The sequence below is a fragment of the Halomonas sp. CSM-2 genome (assembly GCF_002119345.1).
Lineage (GTDB): Bacteria > Pseudomonadota > Gammaproteobacteria > Pseudomonadales > Halomonadaceae > Vreelandella > Vreelandella janggokensis.
In genome coordinates this window covers 25,161-38,991 of sequence record NZ_NBYR01000004.1, presented here as the reverse complement: position 1 = coordinate 38,991, position 13,831 = coordinate 25,161, and the positions used below count along the sequence as shown (strand labels likewise).

Below are 13,831 nucleotides of genomic sequence, written 5' to 3'. Positions count from 1 at the left end.
TCTTTGGGTGGCGATTTAGGCTCTGGGCCGGGTGTTTTTTTTTGCGTACAATCGCACACCAACCATCCCCGATTCTATGCGTCCGCTACGGTGTATCATTTCCACTTGTTTCAGGACGTTATTTATACCGCATACCGAGTATGCAAGTGATTGATATGACGAACATTAACCCAGCAGACGCCGCGCGTCGGTTCTCCGTCGCGCCTATGATGGACTGGACAACCCGGGACTACAGAGCCTTTGCGCGCACCTTGACCAGGCGTGCGTTGCTGTATACCGAGATGGTGACCACCGGGGCTATCCTGCACGGTTCGCCGCGTGCGCGTTTTTTGGGCTTTGACGACGTTGAGCACCCGATTGCCTTGCAGCTTGGCGGCAGCGATGCCGCTGAGCTTGCTGAGTGCGCAGCGATTGCCGAAGCGTGGGGGTACGACGAGGTCAATCTGAACGTCGGCTGCCCGAGCGACCGGGTGCAGAACAATATGATTGGCGCCTGCCTGATGGGTTTCCCTGAAAAAGTCGCTGCCGCTGTGCGTGCCATGCAGGCGTCGGTGTCGATTCCCGTGACGGTAAAATGTCGTATCGGTGTTGATGATCAGGACGAAGATGCTGACCTGACACGCTTTATTGACACCGTGGCGGATGCGGGCTGCCAGACGTTTACCGTTCATGCCCGTAAAGCCTGGCTGCAAGGTTTATCGCCCAAGGAAAACCGCGATGTGCCCCCGTTGAATTACCCGCGTGTGCATCGCTTGAAGCAGCAGCATCCCACGCTGCACATCGGGATCAACGGCGGCATTAAAACGCTTGAGGAATGCCAGGTACAGCTCGAACACGTAGATAGCGTGATGGTAGGCCGTGAGGCCTATCAAAACCCGTGGCTGCTGGCGGGCGTGGATGAGCAACTGTTTGGCACACCAGGACCCGCCGCTAGCCGCCTGGATGCTGCACGGGCATTTCGCCCCTACATACAGTCGCGGTTGGACGAAGGTGCCAAGCTCAACCACATCACGCGTCATTTGCTGGGTCTGTTTCAGGGCTGCCCGGGTGGGCGTCGTTTTCGCCGCCACCTGTCGGAAAACGCGCATAAAGAAGGCGCCGGGCTACGCCTGTTTGACGAAGCCCTGAGTCTGGTCCGCGAGCCCTCACCCCAGCCTGCCGACGCCAAACAGCCCGCCACCGCTTAGCAGTGACGGGCTGCGATTAGGCGATTGCCGGAGCTGTTACTGGCCGCGCACGCCTTGTTCGATGCGCTTGCCAATATCCGGGTCAACGTTGCGCCAATACTCGAACGCGCGCTCCAGCACCGGTTCCGTCACGCCGCCAGAGAGGTGGCCCACCACATTGTTGACCAGCCGTTCACGTTCGGCGTCGTCCATCACGTCACGTACCAACGCGCCAGCCTGGCTCCAGTCATCATCGTCTGGGCGAAGCGTGTACGCCTCACGCACAAACTGACCGTCGGTCGACCAAACGGCATCTTCCGGGTAGCGCTGCGGATCGGCTTTGGGGCCGCCTTTGCTGTTCGGCGCATATACCGGGTCGGTGGCATGCTTGATGCGCATCGCCCCACCCTGGCCGTAGCTGTGCACGGGGCTCTTGGGCGTGTTCACCGGAATATGCTTGTAGTTGACCCCCAAGCGAGCGCGGTGGGCGTCGGCATAGGAGATCGAACGTGCCAGCAGCATTTTGTCCGGTGACAGCCCCGTTCCCGGCACCATGTTGTTAGGCTCGAACGCGGCCTGCTCGATCTGGCTGTGGAAATCCGTCGGGTTGCGGTCCAGGGTGAGCTTGCCGACGTCGATCAGCGGATAGTCGTCGTGGGGCCACACCTTGGTCAGGTCGAACGGGTTGATGCGATAGGTCTTGGCATCGTCGAAGGGCATGATCTGCATCTTGAGCGTCCAGGTCGGGTAATTCCCCCGCTCGATCGCCTCAAACAGGTCACGACGGTGATAGTCGGCATCGCTACCGGCCATCTCATCGGCCTGCTGCTGGGTCATGCATTTGATGCCCTGGTCGGTCTTGAAGTGATACTTCACCCAGAAGCGCTCGCCATCTTCATTGACCCACATATAGGTATGGCTCGAGTACCCGTTCATGTGCCGCCAGGTGGCCGGAATGCCCCGGTCACCCATCAACCAGGTCACCTGGTGGGCGGATTCGGGCGAAAGCGTCCAGAAATCCCACTGCATGTCGTGGTCGCGCAGGCCATTGTCGGCACGACGTTTTTGCGAATGGATGAAGTGCTGAAACTTCATCGGGTCGCGCACAAAGAACACGGGGGTGTTGTTACCCACCATGTCGAAATTGCCGTCGTCGGTATAGAACTTCACGGCGAAACCGCGTGGGTCGCGCCAGGTATCCGGGCTGCCGCTTTCCCCGGCCACGGTTGAAAAGCGAATCACCACATCGGTTTTGGCGCCTTTCTGTAGAAACTTGGCCTTGGTGTATTGGCTGACATCGTGGGTCACCTCGAAATGGCCGAACGCCCCGCTGCCCTTGGCGTGAGGTTGTCTGTCGGGAATCATTTCGCGGTTGAACGCCGCCATCTGTTCCATGAGATAATGGTCGTGCATGACGATCGGACCATCTTGGCCTACCGAAAGCGCATGCTCGTCGCTGGCAACCGGATTGCCTGCTTCAGTTGTCGTGTAGTTGGGGTTGTCGCCTGCCATCGTTAGTTCTCCCTTCATTCGAGGTGGCGCGGTCACTGTCCAGTCACCGTCTCTGCCGCTAAAGCTTGGCCACTGGCCAGTTGGCTGCGTTGGTCACGTCATCAGTTATAGTTAAATACAGCACTTCCCGCCATCCATGGCGGTGGGGCTCCAACTATCAAATCGATAGTTTTCTATTATCAATTTTATTCAGTAAATCGCGTCAGGGGGTGGTGTAAGGCTCGACTGGAAGCTTTCGATCGCTGTCTCGGCCTCCTCGATGGCATCAAAGCGCGCGATATGAAACAGCGCTTCGCCTTCATTGGCCAGCGGCAAGCGGCTCATACCAATCACGATGCCGTCGGCCATGGCGCGCACGTCGCCCTCATCATTGCCGAATGGGTCCGCCACCTTACCCAATACTTCACCTTTGGCAACGCGTGCCCCCAGGCGCACCTTGGGTCGCAGGATGCCGTCGATGGGTGCCCGCGCCCAGCTCGAACCATTGGCGACTTCCGCAGGCGCCGGCGAGCGGCGGCGCTGCTCGCCACTGAGCATGCCGAGGCGGCGCATTACTCGCAGTACGCCGCGTACCCCCGGAGCGATCGCCCATTCATCAAAGCGCAGCGCCTCACCGGCTTCGTAGGTGAGCACCGGAATACCGCGACTTTGCGCATAGTGGCGCAGGCTGCCCTCGCGCAGCTCAGCATTGAGGACCACCGGTGCACCAAAGGCATCGGCCATACGTTCGGTTTCGCTCTCCGGGCTCAGTTGAGCGCGGATTTGTGGCAGGTTCGTGCGGTGGATCGCCCCGGTATGCAGGTCAATGATATGCGTGGCGTGATCGACGATTTCTTCACGGAACAACGCCGCCACACGCCCACCCAGGGAACCGGATTCGCTACCCGGAAAGCAGCGGTTGAGATCTCGCCGGTCGGGCAGGTAACGCGTTTGTTGCAGAAAGGCGAACACATTGACGACCGGCACAGCAATCAAGGTGCCCTTCAGGCTATTGATGGTTTTTGCGCGTAATACGCGGCGAACGATTTCCACACCGTTGATTTCATCGCCGTGAATGCCACCACATACCAGCATGACCGGACCGCTGCGCCGTCCGTGCACCACCTCGACGGGAATGTGCAAAGGCGTATGGGTATACAGCCGGGCGACCGGTACATCGATCTGTAAGCGCTTGCCGGGCGCAATACTGTGTCCGGCAAGTTGAAAAGAGGCTCGTGCCATTATGGATTGTCTCGCTTTGCGGGTTGTATAGCGTGCACTGCCACGACATTTAAAAACAGCGTTTCCAATTATTCTTTATACCCGCCTCGCTCTGAAATATCAGCCCCCTGAATATGTGAGTGCTTACCCATACGTTTCCGCACACCGTTTCCATACACAATTGAATGTAAAATAATTGCAGAATCAGATAAGATATATGCATAAATAACGTCGACGAGGTTGGGTTTCCATGGCAAGAAAAACAAAGGCTGAAGCAGCGGCCACGCGCGAGGCGCTACTCGATGCTGCGGAAGAGATGTTCATGGAACACGGTGTCGCCCGCACCTCGCTGGAGCAAATCGCCCGTCAAGCCGGGATGACGCGGGGCGCGGTTTACTGGCACTTTAAAAACAAGGGCGACATGTTTCGTGCCATGCTCGAGCGCGTTCATATGCCGTTCCAGGACCTGGTGGATGAAATCGAGGCGCTGGAGCACGATGTTTCCTCGCTGGAAGCCATTCGACTGGCCTGCCTAAAGGGGCTGGAGCGCTTTGAACAGAACCCTCGCGCGCGCCGGGTTCACGCCATCCTGATTCATCGCTGTGAATTTTTTAGCGACATCGATCCTATCGCCATGCAGCAGGAAATCGCCGACGAATGCCGCGACTCGCTTTACCAGCACCTGCTGATCTCCGAAGAGCAACAGATGCTCGTTCAGGGCCTATCACCCGACGTTGCCACTGACCTGCTCCAGGCAACCCTCGCCGGGCTGTTCCATGAATGGATCAGAGACCCTTCGCGATTTTCAATCTATGAACGGGGTGTCCCGCTAGTGAACCAGTTGACCAGCATGATGCGCCGTTCAACTGACACCAGCGGGGCAAACTGACCGCTAATGATGCGCTAAAGGCCCAGCCGACCCGGACTTGCCTTTAAGCAGACGCAACCGTGTGCGGGTTTCGAGAAATGCATCCTGCGCAACGCTGCGGAACGCATCCTCTCTAGGCAGGTATTTGACCAGAACGCGGTATTCACCCACGTTTTCTGCCGAGTCATGCTTACCAAGTAACTGCACCTCGCAGGAAGGGTCGTCGGTGAGAACCGCGCGCCCAGGATGCCCTTCACTGCTCGCCTGCACCACTTGCACACACTTGCCCAGTAAGCTGCGACGAGCGTGATGGCGATGAAACCATGGCCCTACCTGCCGACACAGGATTTCTGCGATTGGCGACGCCAGGGCAAAGCTTGCCCAAAGCAGCACCACACCAATCGGCACGATAAACAGCCCAACCGACAGCCAGCGCAGCACCAGCAGTTCTACCGCTAGTGTCATCCCAGCCGCTAAAACGATCAGCCAACTCAAGGCAACCGTCGTCGGCACCCCGGCGAACCCAAGGGCGACCAGTGCACTCGCCAGGTGGTCATCGCGTAGGCTGTCTCGCTCGAACAGCTCCACAGGGGCTAACCGTAGTAGCACCAATAGCCAATACAGCCCGACAAGGGGCAACAATACGCTGAACAGGATAAATGGAAACCCCATCATCAGCTGGCGTATGGTATCCATATCGCGTCCCTCCTACGCTTGCGCTCATGTTATTGAGCTTTGCCCTATCAGCGTAGCGGCCTGCTCTGGCAATAACATGTAGCAGCGCAGCATAAAAAACGGGCATCATCGCTCGCGATGATGCCCGTCAATTTTTGCTGGATCAGCGGGGTGGCTTAACGGCCTTGTTCCATCGCCGACTGATCGCTTTGCTTGGATTTACCGCGGAATATGTGGCCTAACCAGTCAGAGAGCTGAGCGATCATGACGTAGTAGCTTGGCACGAACAGGCTGCCCAGAATGGCCACCGTGGCCATACCCACCGCCACCGTGGTGCCGATGTGGTGGCTGCTGACGTCACTCGCCCCCGTGGCCAAGGCCAACGGCAGGGTACCGAAGATAAACGCCAGCGACGTCATGATGATCGGCCGGAAACGCAGCTCGGCAGCGGTAATGGCTGCCTCTTTTATCGTCTTGCCTTGCTCCTTGCGCTGTAGCTCGGCGAACTCAACGATCAGGATAGCGTTTTTGGCGGCCAGGCCGACCACCACCAGCAGGCCGATTTCCACGTAGATACTGGTATCCAGCCCGCGCAGCACGATGCCGCCGACGCCCCCCAAAAACGCAAAGGGCGTAGAGGTCAGCACCGCCAGCGGCAGCGACCAGCTTTCATACTGGGCCGCAAGGATCAGGAACACCATCAGGATGCCGAAGACAATCGCAAGCGCCGCTGTATTGCCCATTTCGGCTTCCTGGTAAGCGGTACCGGTCCAGCCCATGCCCCAGTTTCTACCCAAATTGTCGGCAACGATTTGATCCATCGCCTCGATCGCCTCTGCCGAGCTGTAGCCTTCCGCCGGGCCGCCCTGGAACTGCGCCCCCAGATAGACGCCAAAGCGCGATACCACGGCAGGCTTGGCTTCCCGCTCGAGGCTGACAAACTCGGACAGCGGAATACGCTCGCCGTCGCCGCCGCGCACGTATACATGATTCACGTCATCCGGCGTTCGGCGGAACTCGTCTTCGTTTTGCAGATATACCTGGAAGTTACGGTTCTGGTAGCTGAAGTAGTTAACAAAGCCGGTGCCGAACGTATTGGACAGCGTCGAATGCAGATCTTCCAGCGACACGCCGTAACTCAGCGCTTTCTGCTGGTCGATATCAGCGCGGTAGCCGGGCACGTTGACGCTGAAGGTCGTGAACACCTGCTCGAGCGCCGGGTGCGCGTTGGCCTTTTGCATGACCTGCATCGAGGCTTCGAACAGCTCCTGGGAGGAGGCCCCGCCGAAAGACTGCAAGTAGCCGGTAAAGCCGCCGGTGGTCGACAACCCCTGGATCGGCGGCGCATTGAACGCCCTGGCCGAGCCGCCGGGTATTTCAGCACCGATCTGCATAATCCGCCCGACAAGCTCAGTAGCGGTAATATCGCGCTCGGGCCAGGGCGCCAGGTTGATGAACATGACCCCGCGGGCGGTATTCACCGAACCCGTCAGGATGTCGTAACCCGCCACTGCTGATGAATAGCTTACCCCCGGAATGGCTTCGACCCGCTCGCTTAGCGCGGCCATGTAATCCTGGGTGCGGTCCAGAGACGCCGCATTGGGCAATTGGATACTCGCCAACACCACGCCCTGGTCGGTTTCCGGCACCAGACTCGAGGGAGTGGTTTGATACAGCCACCATGAACCGCCGATGACCAAGCCAGTCAATACCAGCGCCAGTCCCCAAAAGCGTACCAGGAACTTCACCGCCACCATGAACACCGCGGTAATGGCGGCAAAAAAGCGGTCAAACAGGCGCAGCGGCGTGTTCACCGCACGCATGAATTTGGACTGACCGTGTTGGGCCTTGTGCTTGATGAAGATCGCTGACAGCGCGGGCGTAAAGGTCAGCGCCATCAGCGCCGAGAACGCCACCGATATCGCCACGGTCAAGGCAAACTGCTGATAGATCTGCCCGGTGAAACCGCCGAGGAACGCCACGGGAATGAAGACAGCCGCCATGATCAGCGAGGTCGCAATAACCGGCCCGCCGACTTCCTTCATGGCGCGAATAGTGGCGTCCCTCACGCTGATGTCATCGTCCTCGCTGAGCACCCGCTCAACGTTTTCGACCACCAGTATCGCATCGTCCACCACGATCCCGATCGACAACACCAGCGCGAACAGCGTCAGCAAGTTGATCGAGAAGCCGAACATGTAAAAGCCCGCGAATGTTGCCAGTACGGACACTGGCACCACCGACATGGCGATCACCGTGAATCGCCAGTTCTGCAGGAAGATGAACAGAATAACGCCAACGATCAGGAAGGCTTCAATAAAGACTTTCACCACGGTCTTGACCGAGGCGTCGATGAACAGCGTGGTGTCGTAGGGCACCGCGTACTCGAGCCCCGGCGGAAAACGCTCGCTCAGCTCTTCCATTGTGGCTTTCACCGCGCGCGCGGTTTCCAGCGCGTTGGCACCCGGCTGCTGATTGATGATGATGGGCGCCATGGCCTCGCCGTTCAGGCGCGCATCCACCCCGTACGACGAGGCGCCGAGCTCGATCCGTGCGACGTCATCCAGGCGCAACGTCGAACCGTCCGGATTGGTGCGCAGCGCAATATTGCGGAAATCGTCGACGTTGTTGAGCCGACCACCCGCCGTGATGGTATAGGTATAGGCACGCGGATCGCTTTGCGGCGTGGCCGCCAGGCTGCCCGCCGGCACTTCAGTATTCTGGGCGCGAATGGCCGAGGCCAGCTCGGTGGGCGTCAGGTCGTACTGAGAGAGTTTTTCCGGGTCCATCCAGATGCGCATGGCGAACTCGCCGCCGCCCAACACCTCGGCTTCGCCCACCCCGGGGACCTGACGTAACTCGTCGATGACGTTGAGGGTGGCGTAATTCTGCATGAAGATGTTGTTGTAGTCGCCCTCCGGCGAGGTCAGCGCCACAAACATCAAGATCGAGCTTGATCGCAGCTCGACGGTCACGCCCTGATCCTGCACGGCTTCAGGGAGCTGCGAGAGCGCCCCCTGTACCCGGTTGTTGACGTTGATGGTGTTAATGTCGCCTTCGGTGCCGATATCGAACGACACGTTGAGCGACATGCTGCCGTTATCGCTGCTGTTCGAGGTCATGTAGATCATGCCCTCGACCCCGTTGATCGCTTCTGCGATCGGCGCTGCGACGGTCTGGGCGACGGTTTCGGCGTCGGCCCCCGGGAACTGCGCCTGCACCGAAACGGTCGGCGGCACGACGTTTGGGTACTGCTCGATGGGCAGCACCCGCATGCTGACGACCCCGATGATGGTCAGGATAATCGCCAGAACCGTCGCGAAGATGGGGCGGCTGATGAAGAAATTAGAGAAATTCATTGCGAGGCGTCCCCTTCCTCACCGCCTTCCTGTTCACCGCCAGCATGGTTTCCCTGGCCTTGCCGTGCCGGCTCGGCAGCTTCCGCCTGCGCTTCATCCAGGTTTTCAATCACTTCCTCGGCGCTGCCGCTAAACGGCTGAGGGTCGATCGCCGTCCCGGGTTCGATACCGGTAGGATCGCCGACCACCACGCGATCGCCTTCTTCCAGACCGTCGCGCAGAATCTGCCAAGGGCCGGCCATCTCGCCAAGGGTGACCGTGCGTGAGCGGGCGCGATTCTCATCGTCAAGTACGAAGACCTGGGGCCCCATCAGGCCTTGGGTAACGGCAATTTCGGGCACCGCATAAACGCCGTAGCGCTTCAGCCCCTCAAGGCTGACGCGGACGAATTGACCCGGCAGAATGTCCCCGTCGGGATTATCAAAGGTGGCGCTGGCCTGCACGGTGCTGGTGCGGTCGCTGACCCGCGACCCCAGATAATCAAGGCGACCTTCAAGGGACTGATCGTCTCCGCCATCACGTCCGGGCAGCGCCAGGGTGGCACGAATGTCTTCAACCGATTCCTCTTCATGCAGCTGTCGACGCAGTGCAAACGCATCGTCTTGCGGCATCTGGAAGCGAACTTCCAAAGGATCCAGCGGCGTGACGGTGGCAAGCTCGGTGCCGGACTGCACCAGATTGCCCACATTAATCTCGCTCAAGCTGATCATACCAGCGACGGGCGCCGTCACTTCGGCATAGTTCAGGTCGATCTGGGCGCTTTCCAGTGCCGCCTGAGCCTGGGCCACATTGGCCTGGGCAACGCCTAGGTCCGCACGCGCCTGGTCGTAGTCCTGACGACTCACCGAATTCTGGTTCAGCAACCGCTCAAAGCGCTCTGCATCACGCTGAGCGCGGGAAAACTCCGCACGGGCGCTTTGCAAATCGGCTTCTCGCTGGTTCACCGTGGCGCGGTAGACATCAGGCTCGATGGAGTAGAGAAGTTGGTCTTCCTCGACAAACTCACCGGGCTCGAAATGACGCTCCTGTAAATAGCCGGTGACGCGGGCAACCAGAGTAACTTCATCGTCGCTGCGGAGCAGCGATGAGTATGATTTTTCCAGCGGCAGATCTTGTCGGGCCGCCTCGGTCACTTCAACAGGATGCGGAGGCGGTTCTTGTTGCTGTCCCTCTGCTTGGCCGGCTTGCTCTTCCTGGCCACAGGCAACAAGCAGCGCGCTAGCGCCAATCACCATCAGCGCGCTACGTACGCCGTAAAACATGTTCTTCATTACTTTTTCCCTTGAGGCGCCTATAAAACCGACACAGACTACAACCATACACGTATGAATGTAAATGTTTGGCGGCTTTCAGTGCCGCCAAAGAGGTAGTTACTGCTCAAGTACCGGTCGCTCACCGATGTTGGTTACGCTGCTGGAGCCAGCGTCTTCAGGCAATGTAAAGGTAACTTCTTCGCCCTGTAGCCAGGCATTGATCTCTTCGACGGCCTCAACGTCCAAACTCCCCGACTGTTGGCGCAGGGACAGCAGGTTGACTACGTAGTCGTAACGCGCCTGGGCATAGTCGGAAATGGCGTTATAAAGATTTTGCTCGGCATTCAAGACGTCGACAATGTTGCGGGTACCGACTTCATAGCCTGCGCGTGTGGCATCCAGTGCGCTCTGGTTGGAAACGATGGCTTGCTCGCGGGCATCCACGGTGGAGACATCATTGCTGACCTGGGTATATAGCGAGCGCACCTGCTGAACGGTGTCGCGGCGCTGGGCCTCAAAGTCGAACTGGCTGGCTTCCAACTGGTAAGTGCTTTGACGGATGCTGGCCTGGGTGCTGCCGCCCGTGTATAGCGGCCAGTTGGCGCTCAACCCTATCTGGCTGGATTCGTCGTGACCTTGAATGCCATCGATATCGTTATCGGCATACTGATAACTCGCGAACGCCTCCAGGGTGGGCAAGCGCTGCGCCTGGGCCACGCCCACAGCACTGCGGGACACTTCGACACCCGCCTGTTCAGCGAGCACCAGAGGATTGTTCTCAACGGCGAGATCAACCCAGTAATTCCGATCGCTAGGCGACGGTTGCTGGATGGGATAGTCGTCGCTCAGCGCTTCAATGCTGGCATAGCGCTGGCCGGTCAAGCGCTCAAGGGCCTCAAAACTCACCTGCAGATCGCTCTGTGCGGCAATACGTTCGGCGCGCGACTGATCGAAACTCGCCTGCGCCTCTTCTACCTCGGTAATCGCGATCAGTCCGACCTCGAACTGCTCTTCAGCCTGTTCCAACTGACGACCAATGGCACGTTCCTGAGCCAGGCGGGCATCGAGAATGTCGTTGGCGCGAAGAATGTCAAAGTAAGCCGTCGCCACATCGATCAGCACTTGCTGCTCGGTCGAAGCCAGTGCGTAAATTTGCTGATCGATTTCCCGCTCGGCTTGTTCAACCTCGCGGCTGTTGCGCGCATCATAAAGTGCTTGCGAGGCTTCAAGTGTCAGGCTGACGCTATTGAAGGGATCGTCATTGCCGCTGGTGTTGCCCGTCCCGTTAGCCACCTGACCTGCCTGAGTGCCCGCTGCACTGCTTTGGCTTTCGTAGGTGCGGTTATGCGCCACATTCCCTGACGCGTTCAACTGAGGCAGCAAGTCGCCACGGGCAACGTCACGCCCAGCCTCGACACTCTGGGTTTGAGAGCGCGCTGAACTCAACTCGGCGTTATTTTCCAGCGCATCCCGGGTAATGGTGAGTAGATCAGCTGACCAAGCGGGAACCGCCCATACTGAAAGCAATAGCGCAGGAAGCAACGTGCGCTTTGCCACAAAAGGGCGTGGAGTTTTGAAAGCCAACGTGGAAGGGAGTCGCAGCATAGCGTTTTCCTCATTAATATTAGTCTGAATGCTTACATACATTGTCGCATGTTTTTTTGGCGATACCAGACCTTGGTCAAATATTCGGCTTATATTTCATTTTTCTTTAACGATTGCCTTGGCATTGTTGGCTTTGCACTTTTGCTTTTGGGCCTTTTTCCTTAGGGCCATTGCCTTTCTCCATGGCAACCACATCGCCAGGCCGTACAAGCTGGCTTTATTTGGCTATCCTGTACGTCATCATGCTGCAAAGCAACAAACAGCTTACTGAGGTATATCATGGACCGCATTGAATATATTAGCGTACGGCAGCTCGAAATCGCCGTTCGTATCTGGCATCCCGATGCCTCCAATACCGTGATCGCCTGGCACGGGCTGGCCCGTCACGGTGGCGACTTTGAATCCCTGGCCCGAAAGCTCGGCCCCCAATGGCGAGTCATTGCGCCCGACACGCCGGGACGCGGACTTTCCAGCTGGTCGCTTTACCCTGCCAATGATTACTTATGGCTATGTTGGTATCTGTTGTTGGTCTGCGCCTATCGCTGCGCGAAACCACGCCTCCTCTGCTGGCTTCGCGGTTTCAAACAGCCGCCGCCATGCCAGGTAATTGGGTAAGTACGCGGTCCCCACCCCATGAAAGCGCGCCATCCAGCCCTTCAATCGGCTCATATAGCTATTGACGTTCTGAATGTGGTATTCCTTGCCGAGCACTCGCTGATTATCGAGTGTGATCAGTCGATGATGAGCAATGCCGTGGTCGGCAGAGAAAGTCCTATACCAGCTGTGCCCGTCCGAACATAAAATCGAGTCACGGTCGATGATCGGTAAAAGGAATTCATGAACAGTGGATTTCTGGAGCGCCGGTTCCACCAAATCACTGATCTTTCCGTTTCGGTCTCTCGCAATAAGCACTTGAATCTTTTGTTCTTTTTTCTTCATACTGCCTTGCCCGCCGCGCTTTCGAGGTCTGCGGTGAGTGATCTTGCGCTTCCCTTTGCAGGACTCTAGGAAGACGGTTTCGTCTACCTCGATGATGCCGGATAGTGGGTTGGCGTTGTCTTGAGCACTCCTTTTCAGGAAGCGATGTCGCCAGTGGAAAGCCGTTTTCAAATCGATGCCTACTCGGGCCGCCGAGACGCGTAACGTCAGGCTGTCTCGCATGCAACGTAGGTAGTCGAACCATTTGTCGCGGTGCTGCAGTTTGGCCAGAGGCGTGCCTGTCAGGGCGTTGAACGTCTTGTGACAATCGGGATTCCGGCACCGATATCGCTGTAGGCCACCGCTGCGTCCCCACTTGGCAGGGTGTTCACTGCCACAGTGCGGGCATGGAAGGTGAGGTCTGACGGTTTCGAGCAGGGTGTCCGCTTGGGAGCTTATTTGACCAAGTAGCTGATCTGCAAGGTATTTTTTGAGATCAACAGGGAGAGAAGCCAGGGTCTGCTCAAGGGCTATGAGGTCTGCTTGCTTCATGGTGTGCTCCAGAGGCAAACTGCATATACAGTAGTTTATACAGTATTTTTGAAGCACGCCAACAGCAGATACCAACATAGCCATAAATTAACAGATTTCCAGTCGATACAATACGACTTTCCAACAAAAAAAGAGGGGAATGAATCGCTTAAGTGTCACTTGATTCGGCAAGGAAGCGATCTTTCAATTTGACGTAATTACCCGCGGTGTAAGCAAAGAAAGCGCGCTCCTTATCTTTTAGAGGACGCAATGCCTTTGCCGGGTTACCCGCATAAACATGGCCGCTTTCCAGATGCTTGCCCGGCGTCACGACCGCCCCGGCGGCAATGATGACTTCATCGTCCACCACGGCACCATCCATGACAATCGCCCCCATGCCAACCAGAATACGGCTTCCCAGTGTACAGCCATGAAGGATCGCTTTATGGCCGATGGTAACGTCGTCACCCACGGTAAGCGGGAACCCCTCGGGATTGTAGTCACTGGCATGGGTGATATGCAGCACGCTGCCATCCTGGACGCTAGTGCGGGCACCGATACGGATACGATGCATATCACCCCGTATCACTGTCATCGGCCACACCGAGCTGTCGTCACCCAGTTCGACGTCACCAATCACGACGCTGGCCGAGTCGATATACACCCGCTCGCCCAGACGCGGCGTCATGCTACTGAAGCTTCTCAACGCACTGCTCATTGCATGCTCCTCACTTTAGATGCAGA

General features: G+C 57.8%; 10 protein-coding genes and 1 pseudogene. 3 read left to right on the top strand and 8 right to left on the bottom strand.

What is annotated here, in order from left to right; all coding sequences use genetic code 11:
- Nucleotides 1–155: 155 nt before the first annotated feature.
- Complete coding sequence (dusA, locus tag B7L15_RS04010) at nucleotides 156–1,187, top strand: tRNA dihydrouridine(20/20a) synthase DusA (RefSeq protein ID WP_085917892.1); 1,032 nt, start codon at nucleotides 156–158, stop codon at nucleotides 1,185–1,187.
- Between the two features lie 36 nt (nucleotides 1,188–1,223).
- On the opposite strand, the gene B7L15_RS04005 is transcribed toward dusA, so the two are convergent.
- Nucleotides 1,224–2,678, bottom strand: a complete 1,455-nt coding sequence (locus B7L15_RS04005; RefSeq protein ID WP_085917735.1) for a catalase — start codon at nucleotides 2,676–2,678, stop codon at nucleotides 1,224–1,226.
- A gap of 189 nt (nucleotides 2,679–2,867) precedes the next feature.
- Nucleotides 2,868–3,899 (bottom strand): succinylglutamate desuccinylase/aspartoacylase family protein, encoded by a 1,032-nt coding sequence (locus B7L15_RS04000; RefSeq protein WP_085917734.1) that lies wholly within the window; start codon nucleotides 3,897–3,899, stop codon nucleotides 2,868–2,870.
- Nucleotides 3,900–4,128: 229 nt separating this feature from the next.
- On the opposite strand from B7L15_RS04000, the gene B7L15_RS03995 reads away from it, so the two are divergent.
- Nucleotides 4,129–4,767 carry a TetR family transcriptional regulator gene (locus tag B7L15_RS03995; RefSeq protein ID WP_085917733.1) on the top strand — a complete coding sequence of 213 codons (639 nt, stop codon included), beginning with the start codon at nucleotides 4,129–4,131 and terminating at the stop codon, nucleotides 4,765–4,767.
- A 3-nt stretch (nucleotides 4,768–4,770) separates the two neighbouring features.
- Here B7L15_RS03995 and B7L15_RS03990 read toward each other — a convergent pair whose 3' ends face one another.
- The 4 genes from B7L15_RS03990 to B7L15_RS03975 form a co-directional block, all read right to left on the bottom strand.
- The gene (locus B7L15_RS03990) at nucleotides 4,771–5,442 is read right to left on the bottom strand and encodes a hypothetical protein (RefSeq protein WP_085917732.1); all 672 of its coding nucleotides are present in this window, start codon (nucleotides 5,440–5,442) and stop codon (nucleotides 4,771–4,773) included.
- A gap of 155 nt (nucleotides 5,443–5,597) precedes the next feature.
- Nucleotides 5,598–8,780 (bottom strand): efflux RND transporter permease subunit, encoded by a 3,183-nt coding sequence (locus tag B7L15_RS03985; protein ID WP_085917731.1) that lies wholly within the window; start codon nucleotides 8,778–8,780, stop codon nucleotides 5,598–5,600.
- Nucleotides 8,777–10,051, bottom strand: a complete 1,275-nt coding sequence (locus B7L15_RS03980) for an efflux RND transporter periplasmic adaptor subunit (RefSeq protein WP_085917730.1) — start codon at nucleotides 10,049–10,051, stop codon at nucleotides 8,777–8,779. The genes B7L15_RS03985 and B7L15_RS03980 overlap by 4 nt, the downstream gene beginning before the upstream one ends.
- Nucleotides 10,052–10,150: 99 nt before the next feature.
- The gene (locus B7L15_RS03975; protein ID WP_085917729.1) at nucleotides 10,151–11,638 is read right to left on the bottom strand and encodes a TolC family outer membrane protein; all 1,488 of its coding nucleotides are present in this window, start codon (nucleotides 11,636–11,638) and stop codon (nucleotides 10,151–10,153) included.
- A 279-nt stretch (nucleotides 11,639–11,917) separates the two neighbouring features.
- Between B7L15_RS03975 and B7L15_RS19725 the strand changes: the two are divergent.
- Nucleotides 11,918–12,145 (top strand): annotated as a pseudogene (locus tag B7L15_RS19725) (alpha/beta fold hydrolase); the annotation flags it as partial.
- Here the strand turns inward: B7L15_RS19725 and B7L15_RS03965 are convergent.
- Both B7L15_RS03965 and B7L15_RS03960 read right to left on the bottom strand, forming a co-directional pair.
- Complete coding sequence (locus B7L15_RS03965) at nucleotides 12,146–13,108, bottom strand: IS1595 family transposase (protein ID WP_139839344.1); 963 nt, start codon at nucleotides 13,106–13,108, stop codon at nucleotides 12,146–12,148. It lies immediately after the preceding pseudogene.
- A gap of 148 nt (nucleotides 13,109–13,256) precedes the next feature.
- Nucleotides 13,257–13,805: a gamma carbonic anhydrase family protein gene (locus B7L15_RS03960; protein WP_085917727.1), complete on the bottom strand. Its 549-nt coding sequence runs from the start codon at nucleotides 13,803–13,805 to the stop codon at nucleotides 13,257–13,259.
- Nucleotides 13,806–13,831 lie beyond the last annotated feature (26 nt).

Excerpts from the sequence above, each read along its gene's own strand:
- B7L15_RS03985 (WP_085917731.1), bottom strand. The coding sequence starts at position 8,780 with ATGAATTTCTCTAATTTCTTCATCAGCCGCCCCATCTTCGCGACGGTT.
- B7L15_RS03975 (WP_085917729.1), bottom strand. The coding sequence starts at position 11,638 with ATGCTGCGACTCCCTTCCACGTTGGCTTTCAAAACTCCACGCCCTTTT.
- B7L15_RS03995 (WP_085917733.1), top strand. The coding sequence starts at position 4,129 with ATGGCAAGAAAAACAAAGGCTGAAGCAGCGGCCACGCGCGAGGCGCTA.
- B7L15_RS03960 (WP_085917727.1), bottom strand. The coding sequence starts at position 13,805 with ATGAGCAGTGCGTTGAGAAGCTTCAGTAGCATGACGCCGCGTCTGGGC.
- B7L15_RS03965 (WP_139839344.1), bottom strand. The coding sequence starts at position 13,108 with ATGAAGCAAGCAGACCTCATAGCCCTTGAGCAGACCCTGGCTTCTCTC.
- B7L15_RS04000 (WP_085917734.1), bottom strand. The coding sequence starts at position 3,899 with ATGGCACGAGCCTCTTTTCAACTTGCCGGACACAGTATTGCGCCCGGC.
- B7L15_RS04005 (WP_085917735.1), bottom strand. The coding sequence starts at position 2,678 with ATGGCAGGCGACAACCCCAACTACACGACAACTGAAGCAGGCAATCCG.
- B7L15_RS03990 (WP_085917732.1), bottom strand. The coding sequence starts at position 5,442 with ATGGATACCATACGCCAGCTGATGATGGGGTTTCCATTTATCCTGTTC.
- B7L15_RS03980 (WP_085917730.1), bottom strand. The coding sequence starts at position 10,051 with ATGAAGAACATGTTTTACGGCGTACGTAGCGCGCTGATGGTGATTGGC.
- dusA (WP_085917892.1), top strand. The coding sequence starts at position 156 with ATGACGAACATTAACCCAGCAGACGCCGCGCGTCGGTTCTCCGTCGCG.